Source organism: Streptomyces sp. RLB3-17 (assembly GCF_007113425.2).
Lineage (GTDB): Bacteria > Actinomycetota > Actinomycetes > Streptomycetales > Streptomycetaceae > Streptomyces > Streptomyces mirabilis_D.
Genome location: NZ_CP041610.2, coordinates 2,197,827 through 2,211,765, shown reverse-complemented (window position 1 = coordinate 2,211,765; position 13,939 = coordinate 2,197,827). Strand labels below are relative to the sequence as shown.

Annotated in this window: 13 protein-coding genes and 1 riboswitch; of the genes, 8 read left to right on the top strand and 5 right to left on the bottom strand. The window is 71.3% G+C overall.

What is annotated here, in order from left to right:
* Positions 1 to 130 precede the first annotated feature (130 nt).
* The 3 genes from FNV62_RS10365 to FNV62_RS10355 all read left to right on the top strand — a co-directional run bounded on the left by FNV62_RS10365 (position 131) and on the right by FNV62_RS10355 (position 2,175).
* Positions 131 to 1,033 (top strand): SGNH/GDSL hydrolase family protein, encoded by a 903-nt coding sequence (locus FNV62_RS10365; protein ID WP_143651989.1) that lies wholly within the window; start codon positions 131 to 133, stop codon positions 1,031 to 1,033.
* 189 nt (positions 1,034 to 1,222) lie between these two features.
* The gene (locus tag FNV62_RS10360) at positions 1,223 to 1,396 is read left to right on the top strand and encodes a CsbD family protein (RefSeq protein WP_075025472.1); all 174 of its coding nucleotides are present in this window, start codon (positions 1,223 to 1,225) and stop codon (positions 1,394 to 1,396) included.
* Positions 1,397 to 1,569: 173 nt separating this feature from the next.
* Positions 1,570 to 2,175, top strand: coding sequence for a GOLPH3/VPS74 family protein (locus FNV62_RS10355; protein WP_097283667.1), 606 nt, complete (start codon positions 1,570 to 1,572; stop codon positions 2,173 to 2,175).
* A gap of 70 nt (positions 2,176 to 2,245) precedes the next feature.
* Here the strand turns inward: FNV62_RS10355 and FNV62_RS10350 are convergent, their stop codons facing one another.
* The 3 genes from FNV62_RS10350 to FNV62_RS10340 form a co-directional block, all read right to left on the bottom strand.
* Positions 2,246 to 3,433, bottom strand: a complete 1,188-nt coding sequence (locus FNV62_RS10350; protein ID WP_205523144.1) for a hypothetical protein — start codon at positions 3,431 to 3,433, stop codon at positions 2,246 to 2,248.
* Positions 3,434 to 3,598: 165 nt separating this feature from the next.
* The gene (locus tag FNV62_RS55600; protein WP_225900223.1) at positions 3,599 to 5,161 is read right to left on the bottom strand and encodes a C40 family peptidase; all 1,563 of its coding nucleotides are present in this window, start codon (positions 5,159 to 5,161) and stop codon (positions 3,599 to 3,601) included.
* An 8-nt stretch (positions 5,162 to 5,169) separates the two neighbouring features.
* A riboswitch (cyclic di-AMP (ydaO/yuaA leader) is annotated at positions 5,170 to 5,340 on the bottom strand.
* Between the two features lie 115 nt (positions 5,341 to 5,455).
* Positions 5,456 to 6,817 carry a diacylglycerol/lipid kinase family protein gene (locus FNV62_RS10340; protein ID WP_143612736.1) on the bottom strand — a complete coding sequence of 454 codons (1,362 nt, stop codon included), beginning with the start codon at positions 6,815 to 6,817 and terminating at the stop codon, positions 5,456 to 5,458.
* A gap of 300 nt (positions 6,818 to 7,117) precedes the next feature.
* Between FNV62_RS10340 and FNV62_RS10335 the strand changes: the two genes are divergently transcribed.
* From FNV62_RS10335 to FNV62_RS10320, 4 genes are read left to right on the top strand one after another with little or no spacing between them, the layout of a single operon-like run.
* Positions 7,118 to 7,822, top strand: a complete 705-nt coding sequence (locus FNV62_RS10335) for a response regulator transcription factor (RefSeq protein ID WP_143612735.1) — start codon at positions 7,118 to 7,120, stop codon at positions 7,820 to 7,822.
* Positions 7,819 to 9,303 carry a sensor histidine kinase gene (locus tag FNV62_RS10330; RefSeq protein ID WP_143612734.1) on the top strand — a complete coding sequence of 495 codons (1,485 nt, stop codon included), beginning with the start codon at positions 7,819 to 7,821 and terminating at the stop codon, positions 9,301 to 9,303. Before FNV62_RS10335 ends, FNV62_RS10330 begins: the two co-directional genes overlap by 4 nt.
* Positions 9,304 to 9,350: 47 nt before the next feature.
* Positions 9,351 to 9,758, top strand: coding sequence for a hypothetical protein (locus FNV62_RS10325; RefSeq protein WP_097288809.1), 408 nt, complete (start codon positions 9,351 to 9,353; stop codon positions 9,756 to 9,758).
* A complete protein-coding gene (locus FNV62_RS10320; protein ID WP_097283664.1) occupies positions 9,758 to 9,988 on the top strand; it encodes a hypothetical protein in 231 nt (76 codons plus the stop codon). Before FNV62_RS10325 ends, FNV62_RS10320 begins: the two co-directional genes overlap by 1 nt.
* A 2-nt stretch (positions 9,989 to 9,990) precedes the next feature.
* Here the strand turns inward: FNV62_RS10320 and FNV62_RS10315 are convergent, their stop codons facing one another.
* Entirely contained in the window at positions 9,991 to 11,178 is a 1,188-nt protein-coding gene (locus FNV62_RS10315; RefSeq protein WP_309170979.1) for a PP2C family protein-serine/threonine phosphatase, read from the bottom strand.
* Positions 11,179 to 11,353: 175 nt separating this feature from the next.
* Between FNV62_RS10315 and FNV62_RS10310 the strand changes: the two genes are divergently transcribed.
* Positions 11,354 to 12,718 (top strand): FAD-dependent oxidoreductase, encoded by a 1,365-nt coding sequence (locus tag FNV62_RS10310; protein ID WP_060897995.1) that lies wholly within the window; start codon positions 11,354 to 11,356, stop codon positions 12,716 to 12,718.
* 109 nt (positions 12,719 to 12,827) lie between these two features.
* On the opposite strand, the gene FNV62_RS10305 is transcribed toward FNV62_RS10310, so the two are convergent.
* On the bottom strand, positions 12,828 to 13,847 hold the full coding sequence (locus FNV62_RS10305) for an SGNH/GDSL hydrolase family protein (protein WP_225900222.1): 1,020 nt from the start codon (positions 13,845 to 13,847) through the stop codon (positions 12,828 to 12,830).
* Positions 13,848 to 13,939: the final 92 nt, after the last annotated feature.

Genomic DNA, 13,939 nt, shown 5'->3' with positions numbered 1-13,939 from the left:
TCTCCGGTACTCGGGGGGACGGGGTTTCCCGCATATGTGACAGATCTCTTCTCCAGCGACCTACCGGCCGGTATACAAGCGATGTTGAGCGTGCAAGGAACGCCGCGTCAGTGTCGACGGAGGAGAGATGATGAACCATCACGTGGTCCGGGGCGACGCCACCCGAAGACGACGACATGCCTCCGCGCTGGGAGCCGCCCTCGGTTGTGGTGTCCTGCTCCTCGGCGTCGCCTCCGCGTCTCCCGCTGTCGCGAGCGGATCGCACTCCCACCGGGGAGTCGACTACGTGGCGCTCGGCGACTCGTACACCTCCGGACCCCTGATCCCTCGTCAGGTGGACGCCAACTGCGCCCGCTCCGACCAGAACTACCCCTCGCTCGTCGCGACGCGGCGGCCGACCCGATCGTTCACGGACGTGAGCTGCGCCGGTGCGACGACCGACAACATGTGGAAGGCGCAGGGAACCAACGGACCCCAACTGGACGCCGTCGAGCGCTCCACGGATCTGGTGACCGTGCAGATAGGCGGCAACGACATCGGCTTCGGCTCCATCATCGGCACCTGTGCCGCGCTGAGTTCCAAGGACCCGTCGGGCAACCCCTGCCAGCAGTACTACAACTCCCCGGGCTTCGACCAGCTGACGCGGAACATCATCGAGACGGCCCCCAAGATCGCGCGGGTGCTGCGCGCCGTGCACGACAGGGCCCCGCACGCCCGGGTGCTCGTGGTCGGCTACCCGGACCTCCTGCCCGACGACGGCAGCGGCTGCTATCCGTCCGTCCCCTTCGCCGCCAAGGACTTCGCCTACCTGCGTGACGTAGGGAAGCGGCTCAACCTGATGATGCGCGCGGTGGCCCTGTTCAGCCGTGCCGACTACGTCGACACGTACAAACCCACCGTCGGGCACGACATGTGCAAAGCACCCGCCGACCGGTGGATCGAGCCACTGCAGCCCGCATCACCCGCCGCCCCCGCACACCCCAACGCCAAGGGCGAGGCGGCCATGGCCGGGGCGGTGCTCCGGCGGCTGTAGCTCCTGCGTGATGCGCGATCTCCACGGACTTCACGGACTTCACGGACCTCACGGACCTCACGGACCTCACGGACCCCATGAAACCCACGGACTCCGCGAACTCCATGGACCAGGCATGTTTACACGATCTGCCCAGGGTCACACGGGTCAGTGAGCACCTGATGCCGAGAGCACCGAGAGGTGAGTTCCATGGCTCGCGACCAGAAAGCCAAGGCCAAGGCCGAGCAGGCCAAGGGCAAGATCAAGGAGACCACGGGTCGTGCCGTGGGCAACGAGCGGATGACGGCCGAGGGGCGTGTGGAGAAGGCCAAGGGTGACGCGCGTCAGGCGAAGGAGAAGACCAAGGACATCTTCCGCGGCTGACGCCCGGCCGCTCGTGGGCGGACGGTTCACACGGAGCAGGGGGCCCGTCGCATGGAGCGACGGGCCCCCTGCTCCGCTCCGCGCGCACCCGCGCCGAGCGGTGGAGGTTCGTAGGCTTTCCCCGCCGAAGATCGTAGGCTTGCCCCTCCGGAGACTGTGTGGGGGAGCCATCTATGACCACGGCCAGGGACCTCTTGATCACCGCCATGGACGTGGACCCGGACCGCTCTGTGGGGCAGGGCGACCTCTCCCTCGCACTCGCCGGGGCCGAGGTGATCGACCTCCTCGCCGCTGACGCCGTACACCTGGACGGCGACCGCCTCGTGCCGGCCCCGGAGCCGACGACGGAGGACCGCCTCCTGGCCGAGGCGGCGTCCTCACTCGTACGTCAGGTGCCCTACGAGCCGGTCGAGGACTGGCTGTGGCGCAGGGGGCGCGGCCTGGCCGCGGTCCATCTGGCCGCCCTCGAGGCGGACGGCCAGCTGACCCGGCAACGCCAACGCCGACTGCTTTTCGGAGCCGTCCGGATGGTCGTGGTCGACTCGCCCGCCCGGCGCCGGGCCCTGCACCGCTGGGCCGCCGACGAGCCCGTCCTCGTCTCCCTCGCGGCGGCCGTCGGGATTCCGGCCGAGCAGGGCGTGGACGTACCGGTCGTGACCGACGACGCGGTGACGACCGTGCTGGCCGCCGTCAACGACGCGGTCATGGAACTGGAAGCGGTACGCCAGCGCCGGTCCATCGAGAACGCGGCGTTCGCCAACCTCTGGCGAGGTGCGTGAGCGAGCGGGCGCGCCGTGACCCGCCGGGTTCAGAGGGTGACCTCGGGTCGGCGCCGGTTTCCGGTAGCGATCACTCGCCCCTGCCGGGCCCGTTCTCGGACGTGCCGGTGCCGGTGCCGGTGCCGGTGCCTGTTCCCGTGTCGGTGCCCCGGTCCGGGCCGTCGTCGCGGGCCGCGCGGCGTGCCCGTACGGTGCCCGCGACCCGTTGGAACGTCCGCGTCAGCTGGTGGAGCGGGTTGCCCTCCTGACCGGCGGACGTCTCGTGCGCACCGGACGCACTCGTCCGGAGGTCGCGGAGCTCGGCCAGCGCCGCATGTGCGAGTTCGGTCGCCTCGCGGTACTGGTCGCGCGACTTCGTCATGGCGTCGAGTGCCTCGGCGTAGACAGCCACCAGTGCCCGCGCCTCCTCCAGCGTCAGCAGCTTCCAGTCCTCCCGGAGGCCGGTGAGGGCGTCCTGCGCCGTTTCCGGCAGCGGCCGGGGCAGTGCCGCGTACCGTACGACCTTCTCCAGGAGCTCCGTCGGCTCCGAGCCGTCGAGGAACACGCTGCGTACGGTGCAGTCCTGCTCGTCGTATCCGGGCCGGGCGGGGGAACCGGGCAGAATCACGGCGCCGCCGCGCGGCACCCGTACGCCCAGGTCGTACAGCGCCCAGTTGACCGTCTGGAACTGCTCGGGCGCGGCGCGGTGTTCCACGACGCGGTGCCGCAGAGCGGGCGGGAGCAGCCGGGCCAGCGGGAGGCGACCGCGTTCGTCGGTGGTCATCGCCTCGTGGATGACGACGTTGATGCTCCAGCTGTGCTGCGCTGCCTCCTTGAGCAGGCGGCGCAGCGTCTTGTCCTCCTGCGGCAGCGGGTTGATGTCCCGCAGGCGGAGCCCGGGCACGATGTCGTGGTCCCAGGGGACCTCGTGCCCCTCGGGCCAGAACATGGTCGCGGGAGAGGGCCACGCGAGGTCCCACGGCCGTTCCGCCTCGGCCACCAGCGTCCAGCGGGTTCCCTCGGCGGCGTGTTCGCGTCCGTCCGTCGTGAGCCGTGCGCGAACCGGGACGGCGTCGTCGACCAGCCAGCGCGCCTCGAAGACATGGCCCTCGGCGTTCGAGGGGTCCTCTGCCTCCAGAAAGTCGTGGATCGTCTCGTCGGCCTTCAGCCTCCGCAGGTTCTCCCTGAGGATCTCCAGCGGGGCGGACCCGATGTGGCGCCCGCCGGCCAGCCAGACGGTTTCCGGAGCGGTGGCGCGGGCGGTGGAGGGCTTGGGCATGAGTCACTTTGCGGTGGGAGGCGGCGTGGCCTCCCAGTATGGTCAGCGCGGGTGGCCGGTCGGGCGGCGAGGCCCACGTGGATCACGTAAATCCCCTATTGTGGAACTTCGACCGTTCCAGCGCCTTATGCGTGTTTTGAGGCGCTGGCAACGTCGCCGTGTCCGTCACGCCGGGCGCAGCGCGCTGTGAATCGCCTTCTGTCCGGCGAAGAAGAGGGACTCTTCGCGTATCGAGGCACCCGGGCTGGGGGCGTGGATCATCATGCCGTTGCCGGTGTAGAAGCCGACGTGGCTGACGTTGTCGTAGAAGAAGATCAGGTCGCCGAACTGGATGTCGGTCAGGGGAATCGCCGCACCGGCGGTCGCCTGACCGTGGACGGTGCGCGGGAGTGCGACCCCGGCGGCCCTCCAGGCGGCCTGGACGAGGCTGGCGGAGTCGTACGAGTCCGGCCCGGTCGCACCCCAGACACACGGCTTGCCGATCTGCTCGCGGGCGAAGGCGAGGGCCTTGGCGGCCTTCCCGCCGTACGCCGACTCCGCCGTGCCGACGGCCGTGTTGACCGCGCCGGTGAAGGCGCCGGTGCCTACGGGCACACCCGCGGCCAGGGGCATCCCCGCGCCGAGGGACATGTCCGCGCCGAGCGGCATCTCCGTACCCATGGGCATCCCCGTACCCATGGACATGTCCGTGGGCAGCGGTATGCCCCTGCCGAAGGACATGTCCGCGCCGGGAGTCATGCCCGCGGTCAGGGGCATCCCCGCGCCGAGGGACATGTCGGCACCGAAGGGCATCTCCGTACCCATAGGCATCCCCGTACCCATGGGCATCCCCGTACCCATGGACATGTCCGTGGCCGGCGGTACGCCTGTGCCGAAGGACATGTCCGCGCCGAGCGGCATCCCGGTGCCGAGGGACATGTCCGGGCCGAGTGCGGTCGACTGCTGTCGCTGCCACTCCTCCTCGGCCTGTCGGCGAGCCTGGTCCTCCGGGGTGGGCCAGACACCCTCGGCCGGACGTGACTCGATCGCCGCGGGCCCGGGGTTCCACAGCGCGGCGTGCTTGGACACCAGTTCACGGGCCAGCGCCAGCTTGCGCTGGATCTTCGCCTTGGACGTCTTCAACGAGGACTGCCCCGGCCCGGCGGGCAGCGCGGGCAGCAGGGCCGTGGCGGCCTCCTGCGCGGATCGCGGCGCAGGCTCCGGCACGGCCGGCAGCGCGGCGACGGCCCTGCCCGTCAACTCGGCCACGGGCCCGGCGGCCGTCTCGGCGGAGGGGCCCGCGGTCAATTCCAGAACGGGGCGGGCGGTCAACTCCCGCCCACGGTTGGCGAGTCCGTCCTCAGGCCGCTTCGCCGGGCCCGTGGGCCGCGCCTCGGCCGGGCGGTTCGGCATCCGGTCGGCCGGCAGCCTGGCCGGCGCGGACGGACCCAGCTGCGTGCGCGCCGCGTCGAACCAGGTCTTGGTGATGTCGTCGAGGGCGGGGTCGCGGCGCCTGCGAGCGGTTTCCGGCGCGGTGTTGACGCGGCTTCGGCTCCCCGTGGTCATCGCGCGGGTCCCGTTGACGAACCCGACGGCGTTCTCGGCCTGGTCGTAGAGGGAGCTGATCCGCTGCTGCACCTCCTCGCGGCTCGGACCGTCCGCGCCACTGAGGGCGGCCGTCGCGCGTGCGGAGTCGGGCAGGCCAGGGAGGCTGTTGCCTCCAGGGCGCGGGGTTCGTTCCGGCGCCATGGGAGCCGTACTCCTTCCGTACTCCGCCTACCGGGCCAGCTGTCGGGTTCGGGCGGAAGATTCCGGAAGGCATGCCCTACGGTCCTTGCCCGATCGGGCAGTTGGGCCGATTCACCCCAAGGTCGGTTGGGTCCCGGTTCCGGTTGCCACAGGGGCATCGGATTCGGCGGAGGTCGCGCGACCCGGCGAGGTTCGCCGGAGGGAGTCGTGCGGCCTACCGCCAACTTAGCCAATTTGTGTGCCTGGTGTGAAGATTGGAGCGCGAACTGTCCGATATGTAATTGTGACCTTCGTCTACGTGTCCCGGCCTCGACCAGGATGTCGTACGACCGCCGTGCGCCCCATGGTCGCCGCGAGCGTGCGCAACCGGCGCCAGTCCAAAGAGGGTTGGGTCTCCGGCACGCCGGGCCGTTCCTTGGGGACGCGGACGCGTAGCGCGCCGGGCTCGATGCGGCAGTGGACCGGGGCGGGCAGGACCAGGGCCTCACCGTCGATGCCGGCCTCGATCTCCGCGCGGTCGGCGTCGATGACCACCTCACGGGTGGTCAGGACCGCGAGTCCGTCCGGCGCGGGGTCCAGTACGAGCGCGGCGGCCTCGGCCGCGCTGTCCACCGTGATGCCGAGGACACCGAGCAGCCCGGAGTCGAGCCGTTCGCGGCGGCCGAGACCGGCCGGATCGTTGGTGCGGTACGGGTTGTTGCTCACCAGTACGGCCTGCGGGGCGTCGAGCGTCGTGTCCGCGGCGCGAGCGGTCAGCCGCGGCCCGCGCTGGCGGGTGAGCAGGTCGGGCAGGAGGTCCAGGATCGTGCCGATCTTGTCGTCGCGGTACGCGGGACTCTGCACGACCGCCGCGTACGCGCCGAAGGAGGCGTTGTTGACGAACGGGTGGCCGCCGGCGAAGCCGAGGTCCACGCGGAGTTCGACGCCGTCGGTGAGGGCGTCCAGACAGGTCGCCGGGTCCTCGCGGTCGAGGCCGAGGTCCATGGCGAAGTGATTGCGGGTGCCCGCGCAGACCACCAGGAACGGCAGACCGTGTTCGGCGGCGACGGCCGCGACCAGCGCCTGGGTACCGTCACCGCCGGCGACGCCCAGCAGATCCGCGCCGTCCGCGACGGCGGCCCGGGCCAGCGCGGTGACGTCCTGGTGCCTGTCCGGGTCGAGGAGCACGACCTGCGCGCCGAGCCGCTCCGCCTTCTCCCGCAGCCCGAACTTCGCCACCTTGCCGCCGCCGGAGTGCGGGTTCATGACGAGGAACGGGCGCCGCGGCGGTGGCGCCCTGCGTTCCTTCGGGCGCGGGGCGCGCGTCCGGTCGCTCCGCAGGGCGTACCGGCCGCTCCAGACGGCCACGGTCCACAGTGCCAGGGACACGGGAACGGCCCAGAGCAGCCCGGTCACGGCGAACAGGGTGATCACGGCGCCGGGCGCGACGGCCGCCAGCACGGCCGCCACCCAGCGGAGCGGGCCGCGCCGGGTCAGCGCCCACCACAGCGCCGCCGCCGTGACGGCCACGCCGAGGAGCGCGGCGAAGAGCAGCAGTACGCCGTCCACGCCTCCGTAACCGAGCGGCAGCAGCACCGCCAGCGCCGCCGCGACCAGCGCGGCCCTGGCCGCCCACCGTTTCCCGTGGCCGACCTGCGCGCTCGTGTCCACACCCATCGCTCCTCCACGGACGTCGTAGAAGTCCGGCCCTGGTGGGCCCGGCCGCACGGAGGCCTGGTTCGGCGGGTCGTCGGCTGTGTGCGGGGTCGGCCATCGACGACACAGTCGTATGCAACCGTCGGGTCAGGCCCCGCGCAACCGCCACGCTCCGCCGGGCCCGCGCCGACCGGGGCCGGTCCGGGCGGTTCTCACCGAACCCTTGGTCCACCCCTCGGGGCCCGTTCCGCCGTGGCTGATGCACGATGGGCGGCGGCGGGCCCCGGCAGTACGCCGGTGTGTGTGGGAGGGACAGTGGTGATGAGTGGGCAGCGCGGCCGTGTCCTGGTCGTGGACGACGACGCGGCGATCCGCCGCTCGCTGGAGCGGGGCCTGCGGCTCGGCGGATTCGCCGTGGACCTGGCCGACGGGGGCCGGCCGGCCCTGGCGGTGGCCCGGCGGACGCCGCCGGATGTGATCGTGCTGGACATCTCGATGCCCGACCTCAGCGGCATCGAGGTGTGCAGGGCGCTGCGGGACGAGGACAACGACGTACCCGTGCTGATGCTCTCCGCACTCGACGAGACCGCCGACCGGATCGCGGGCCTGCAGGCGGGCGGCGACGACTACCTCGTCAAGCCCTTCGCCCTGCAGGAGCTGGTCCTGCGGCTGGAGGCACTGCTGCGGCGCAGGCCGCCACGGGACAGCGGCACCGTACGGGCCGGCGGGCTGCTCATGGATCCCGCCGCCCGCAGGGTGAGCCTCGACGGGCGGCCGGTGGAACTGACCCGCCGCGAGTTCGAGCTCCTCCACTTCCTCGCCCGCAACGCCGGCATCGTGCTCAGCCGGGACCAGCTCCTCGATCGCGTATGGGGCTACGACCTCGAGGTGCGCACCGACGCGGTGGACACCTTCGTCAGCTATCTGCGCCGCAAACTGGAGACGTCGGGGCGCTCCCGGATCATCCACACCGTACGAGGCGTGGGCTTCGTGCTGCGCGACGACGACCCGCGGGAGCGGCCGTGAGACTGTCCACGCGGATCGCCCTGGCCGTGGGCGCCACCGTGCCCGTACTGGTACTGGCCACCGGCTGGCTGCTGCTGCGGCTGGTCGCCGCGGATCTGCACGATCAGCAGGACACGCATCTACGCGAGCGCGCGGTGGCCGTCGCCAAGGACGCCCGGAGTCTGCTGCGCGCGAGCGCCGCCGACCGGTCGGCGGCGGTGGAGCAGGCCCGCGAACGCCGGGTGTTCACCTCGGCCCTGGACGTGGGCGTACGACTGATCGGCCCCGAGGAGACCTTCACGGGCGGCCCGCAACCGGCGGCCGACGTGGCGCTGCCCGCCAGGGCGCGCGTGCCGGTCACCCTCCGTGCCGACGGCAGGAGCTGGCGGATCCTGTCGACCCGGGTGACGGGGGCCCGCCCCGGTGTGCGCGGCACCCTGTGGCTGTTCGCGTCCGACACCGCCGCCGACACCCAGGTGCGCCTGGTCCGACGGCGCGCGGTGACCGTCGCCCTGCTCGCCGCACCGCTGTCCGGGCTGCTCGCCTGGGCCGTCGCCACACGGGCCAGCACACCGCTGCGCCGTCTGCAACGCCGGGCGAGCGGCCTCGACCCCCGCTCCAGTTCCACCCGCCTGGACCACACCCCGACGCGGATCGCCGAGGTCGACGACCTCGCACACACCCTGCAGACCGTCCTGGCCCGCTACGACGAGCAGGCGCTCAGGACCGCCGAGGCACTGGCCACCGCCCGCTCCTTCGCCTCGGCGGCCTCGCACGAACTGCGCACCCCGTTGATGAGCATGCAGACCAACCTGGAGATCCTCACCGAGCATCCGGAGCTCGCCGGACCCGACCGCGACGAAGTGCTGCACGACCTGAGCCGCGAACACGCACGCCTCCTCGGGGTCCTCGTCATGCTGCGCGACCTCGGCCGCGGAGACCTCGTCGAGGCGGACGCCTTCGGCCCGGTCGACCTCGCCGACCTCGTCGAGGCCAGCACCGAGGAACAGCGGCGACGCCATCCGCACGCACGGGTGGCCGGCCACTGCGCACCGGGGCTGCGCGTACACGGCTGGGAGGCGGGACTGCGGAGCCTGGTGGACAACCTGCTCGTCAACGCCCTGGTCCACGGGCACACGGACGGGCAGCCCCCGCAGGTCGAGGTGACCTTGCGCGCGAGCGGCGCCGACGCGCTCCTCGTCGTCGAAGACCGGGGCCCTGGCATCCCGCCCGAGCTGCGCACCGAGGTCTTCGAACGCTTCCGCCGCCGACCGGACAGCCCCGGCTCCGGCCTCGGGCTGACCCTGGTCGCCCAGCAGATCGCCCTGCACCGGGGCGGGATCCGGGTACTGGACCGGCCCACGGGTGCGGGTACCCGCGTCGAGGTCACCCTGCCGCTGAGCGACGGCACCGCGGACACGGAGGACACGCTTCCGCTCCCGCGCAACTGGATGATCACGACCGCCGACCGGCCACAAGAATTCCACAAAGACGGCTCCTAGCTTTCCCGGCGAGAGGGCAGTCGCCCCTGAACGTGGAGGAGTTCGTCATGCCAAGCACCAGGAAGACCGTGATCTCGGTCGTCTCGTTGGTCGCCGCCGGATCGCTGTTCGGCGCCGCAGGCGCCGCCACCGCCGACGCCGCGACTCCCGCGCCGTCCGGCACCCCCACGGGCGACGGCGCGGCGGCGCTCTGCAAGCGCGCGCCGAAGATCGACCGGCGGATCGACCGGATCCTCACCCGGCTCCGCGCGGACGCTTCCCAGCGTGGCTCCATCGCCCGTCTCGAGCAGCGGGTGGCGAACGCCAAGTCCGCGGGGCACACCCAGATCGAGACCTACCTGAACGACCGGCTCACCGCCCGGCGTTCCCTGGTCCCCACCCTGGAGACCCGCCAGAAGGACCTGGCCGACGTCGAGAAGTGGTGCGGCGCCCACGACAACGGTCGTACGAACTGATGCGCGCGCGCCACGCCGTGCCGGCCGTACTGGCCGCCCTGCTGTTCCTGGCCGGATGCGGCCACGGCGGGAGCGCACAGAGCACGCAGGGCACACAGACCGCACGGGGCACGCAGTCCACTGACCGGCCCGCACCCACCTCCTCCGCGGACCTCGGTCATCTGCGGAAACTCCTCGACGACGCCGATTCCGCGGCGAGCGCGGCGGAGTCGGACATGGCCCGGGAATGAGGTCAGCGTTCCGCCGACGGGGGCGATCCGGTGGCATGGAGCCGGTGGTGGCCGTCGACGGGGCGGGTGGCGAAATGCGGTCGATGCGGGTGGTGGGAGGCGGTGCGTTCGATGATCAGGAGGGCGGCGTCGTCGTTGGGGTGGTCGCCGACATGCGCGAGGAGGTCGTCGTGGATGTGCCGCAGCAGTGCGTCGGGGCTGGAGTTGGGAAAGGAGGCGACCCGCTCGAGGAGCGGGTAGAAGACGCCCGACGGTGAGCGGGCTTCGATGACGCCGTCGGTGTAGAGCAGGAGGATGTCACCGGTTTCGAAGGTGAACGGGTCGGGTCGGTGGCTCGCGGCGGGCAGTTCGCACATGCCCAGCGGGGGGAGGGGGTGGCGCGGGTGCAGGATCGTGACCTCCTCGTTACGCAGCAGGAGAGGCGGTGGATGACCGCAGTTGATCATCCAGGCGTCCGGCCCCTCGTCGGGGATGTCGAGCACGAGCGCGGTGATGAAGTGCTCGCCCGGATCGTGCTCGGTGTCGGCCACGTCCTCCAGGTCGCGGCACACGCTGACCTCCAGTGCCGCCGTGAGCTCGGGCAGGGTGGCGTACCGGTGAGCGCCCTCGCGGAACGAGCCGAGCACCACCGAGGCCTCGCCGATGGAGGCCAGACCCTTGCCGCGTACGTCCCCGATGATCACCCGCGTGGAGGGCTGGGCGGCGCGGGAGACCGCGAACAGGTCGCCGCCGATCTGCGTCTCGTCCTCGGCGGCCAGATACAGCCAGGCCACGCGCAAGGGCCCGATCCGGCGGGGCGGCGGTCGCAGCAGGACCCGCTGAGCCGTCTCGGCCACCGACCGCGCCCGGCTCAGCTCCCGGGCACGCCGCTCGCGTACATGGCAGACGAAGACCACCAGCGCGGAGAGCACGGTCAGGGCGATGATCTGCGCCACGTGGTTGGCGGTGGTCAGCCCGCCGTGGAACACCGCGATGAAGACCTGGGCGGCCACGGCCAGCACCCCCACGACGGCGGTCAGCCGTGGCCCGGCCAGGGAGGCGGTGAGGGCGGGGGCGATGACCAGCAACGGACCCAGGTGGACGCTGGTCGGGGAGTGGAGGTCCACCACAGTGATCACTACGATCAGCGCGAGTGGGATCGCCACCAGTCCGCGGCCCGACGGCTGCTCCACGAGGCGGTCCACTGACACACGCCGGACACCCACATATCCCATTTTGCCCCCGAATCTGAGGCCCGTGCTCCTCGACGGCAGGCCATAAGATCGGCTTATGGGGTCATAGATCCAACCCGGCTACTGACTAAGGTTTGCCTTAGTTTAGGCTTCCCGACGAGCCACCCTGCCACCGTTCGAAGGGAACCTGATCATGCCTCGCCCTCTGCGGGTAGCCATTGTCGGAGCCGGCCCCGCCGGGATCTACGCTGCCGACGCGCTGCTGAAGTCCGCAGTTGCGGTCGAGCCCGGTGTGTCCATCGACCTCTTCGAACGGATGCCGGCCCCCTTCGGTCTGATCCGTTACGGCGTGGCCCCGGACCACCCGCGGATCAAGGGCATCATCACGGCCCTGCACCAGGTGCTCGACAAGCCCCAGATACGTCTCTTCGGCAATGTCGACTACCCGGGGGACATCAACCTCGACGACCTGCGCACCTTCTACGACGCCGTGATCTTCTCCACGGGGGCGACGGCCGACCGGGCCCTCGACATACCCGGCATCGGCCTCGACGGTTCGTACGGCGCGGCGGACTTCGTCTCCTGGTACGACGGTCACCCGGACGTGGCACGGACCTGGCCGCTCGAAGCGGAGAAGGTCGCCGTCCTCGGCGTCGGCAACGTGGCGCTCGACGTCGCCCGCATCCTCGCCAAGACCGCCGACGAACTGCTGCCGACCGAGATCCCGCAGAACGTCTACGACGGCCTCAAGGCCAACAAGGCCCTGGAGGTCCACGTCTTCGGCCGCCGCGGTCCGGCGCAGGCGAAGTTCAGCCCGATGGAGCTGCGGGAACTGGACCACTCCCCGAACATCGAGGTCATCGTCGACCCCGAGGACATCGACTACGACGAGGGTTCGATCGCGACCCGGCGCGGCAACAAGCAGGCCGACATGGTCGCCAAGACCCTGGAGAACTGGGCCATCCGCGACATCGGTGACCGCCCGCACAAGCTGTTCCTGCACTTCTTCGAGTCCCCCACCGAGATCCTCGGCGAGAACGGCCAGGTCGTCGGCCTGCGCACCGAGCGCACCGCCCTCGACGGCACCGGCAACGTCAAGGGGACCGGCGAGTACAAGGACTGGGACCTCGGTGCGGTCTACCGCGCCGTGGGCTATCTGTCCGACGAACTGCCCAAGCTCCCCTGGGACGCCGAGTCGGGCACGGTCCCGGACCAGGGCGGCCGGGTGATCGAGGAGACCGGCGAGCACCTGCAGTCGACGTACGTCACCGGCTGGATCCGACGCGGCCCCGTGGGTCTGATCGGCCACACCAAGGGCGACGCCAACGAGACCGTCGCCAGCCTGCTGGACGACCACGCGAACGGACGTCTGCACACGCCCGGCTCGCCCGATCCGGAGGCCGTGGACGCGTTCCTCGGCGAGCGGGACGTCCGCTTCACCACCTGGGAGGGCTGGTACCGCCTGGACGCCGCGGAGAAGGCGCTGGGCGAACCGCAGGGCCGGGAGCGCGTGAAGATCGTCGAGCGCGAGGACATGCTCGGCGCGAGCGGCGCGTAGTCCTCGGGGGCTCCTCTGAGCCCCTCGGCCTCAGGCCCCCTCGGCCTCAGGCCCCCTCGGCCTCAGGGCCCTTGACCTCAGGACCCATCGGCCTCAGAACCCTCTGGCCTCAGGACCCCTTGCTCGCCTTGATGGTGTTGATGACGGCGTCGGCCATACCGCGTTCGCCGCGTGCGTTGGGGTGGACGGGCGCGGCGGGGGCGAGCGGCACGAGGGGTTCGACCCAGCGGGTTTCACGCGCGGAACACACGTCGTGACCGTTCGACGGGGCGTAGGTGTCGACATACCCGGCACCTGCGCCTTCCGCGCGTTGCCGCAGGGTGGTGTTGAGCTGCTGCTGCTCCTGGTGGAGGAAGGTGACGTCGCCGGGCGCGAGGCCCATGTCGCGGCCGCAGTCGCCGGCCGCGGCGGGCAGGATCGCCGGGTACCCGACCACGTAGACGCGTGCCTGAGGGGCGCGACGTCTGACCTCGGCCAGGGTGTCGGCGACCCGGTCGCCCACGGTGTTGATCTTCTGCCGGACGGTGTCGGTGGTGCCGTCGACGTACTGGCCGCGGCAGGGGGCGTGATTGCCGGTGTACTTGCCGCTGCCGGTGGCGAAGTAGAGGATGCCGGATTTGGCGCACTGTGTGATCAGTTCGCTGAAGCCGATGTCGTTGCCGCCGATGCCGAGGGTGACGAGGGCGGTGTGGGTGGTGAGGGCGGAGAGCTGGGCGGGGTTGGTGCCGCTGTCGGTGGCCTGGGGTGCGGTGAGGTCGTCGACGGTGGCGCCGGTGCAACTCATGTCGTGGAAGTCGGCTGTTTCGACGCCGAGTTCGTGGGCCACCAGGGTGGGGTAATTGCGGTCGGAGCGGTCGCATCCCGTGGGGGTTCCGGTCCGGGAGGGGATGCCGGGGCCGGCGGTGTAGGAGTCACCCAGCGCCACATACGGACCCGGACCCGCCGATGACCCGGAGGTGCCCGTCCTCTCCGGCGCCCCGGACACCGTCGAGTGGCTCGGCTCTCCGGAGACGGCCGCGCTCTTCGGGGCGGCGGTGGCCGAGTCGTCGTTGTCCCCCAGGCTCGTGGCGGCGAAGAAAATGCCACCCGCGGCCATGACGGCGAGCCCGGCTCGTGCGGAAGTCTTCATGAATCAACGGTCCCGGCGCGGGCTCGCCGTCACGAGAGAGTCCACTCCCGAACCGATGGTGTAGCGGGGTACACCATCGGGTTCCGAGTCAC

Excerpts from the sequence above, each read along its gene's own strand:
- FNV62_RS10365 (WP_143651989.1), top strand. The coding sequence starts at position 131 with ATGAACCATCACGTGGTCCGGGGCGACGCCACCCGAAGACGACGACAT.
- FNV62_RS10360 (WP_075025472.1), top strand. The coding sequence starts at position 1,223 with ATGGCTCGCGACCAGAAAGCCAAGGCCAAGGCCGAGCAGGCCAAGGGC.
- FNV62_RS10355 (WP_097283667.1), top strand. The coding sequence starts at position 1,570 with ATGACCACGGCCAGGGACCTCTTGATCACCGCCATGGACGTGGACCCG.
- FNV62_RS10350 (WP_205523144.1), bottom strand. The coding sequence starts at position 3,433 with ATGCCCAAGCCCTCCACCGCCCGCGCCACCGCTCCGGAAACCGTCTGG.
- FNV62_RS55600 (WP_225900223.1), bottom strand. The coding sequence starts at position 5,161 with ATGGCGCCGGAACGAACCCCGCGCCCTGGAGGCAACAGCCTCCCTGGC.
- FNV62_RS10340 (WP_143612736.1), bottom strand. The coding sequence starts at position 6,817 with ATGGGTGTGGACACGAGCGCGCAGGTCGGCCACGGGAAACGGTGGGCG.
- FNV62_RS10335 (WP_143612735.1), top strand. The coding sequence starts at position 7,118 with ATGAGTGGGCAGCGCGGCCGTGTCCTGGTCGTGGACGACGACGCGGCG.
- FNV62_RS10325 (WP_097288809.1), top strand. The coding sequence starts at position 9,351 with ATGCCAAGCACCAGGAAGACCGTGATCTCGGTCGTCTCGTTGGTCGCC.
- FNV62_RS10320 (WP_097283664.1), top strand. The coding sequence starts at position 9,758 with ATGCGCGCGCGCCACGCCGTGCCGGCCGTACTGGCCGCCCTGCTGTTC.
- FNV62_RS10310 (WP_060897995.1), top strand. The coding sequence starts at position 11,354 with ATGCCTCGCCCTCTGCGGGTAGCCATTGTCGGAGCCGGCCCCGCCGGG.
- FNV62_RS10305 (WP_225900222.1), bottom strand. The coding sequence starts at position 13,847 with ATGAAGACTTCCGCACGAGCCGGGCTCGCCGTCATGGCCGCGGGTGGC.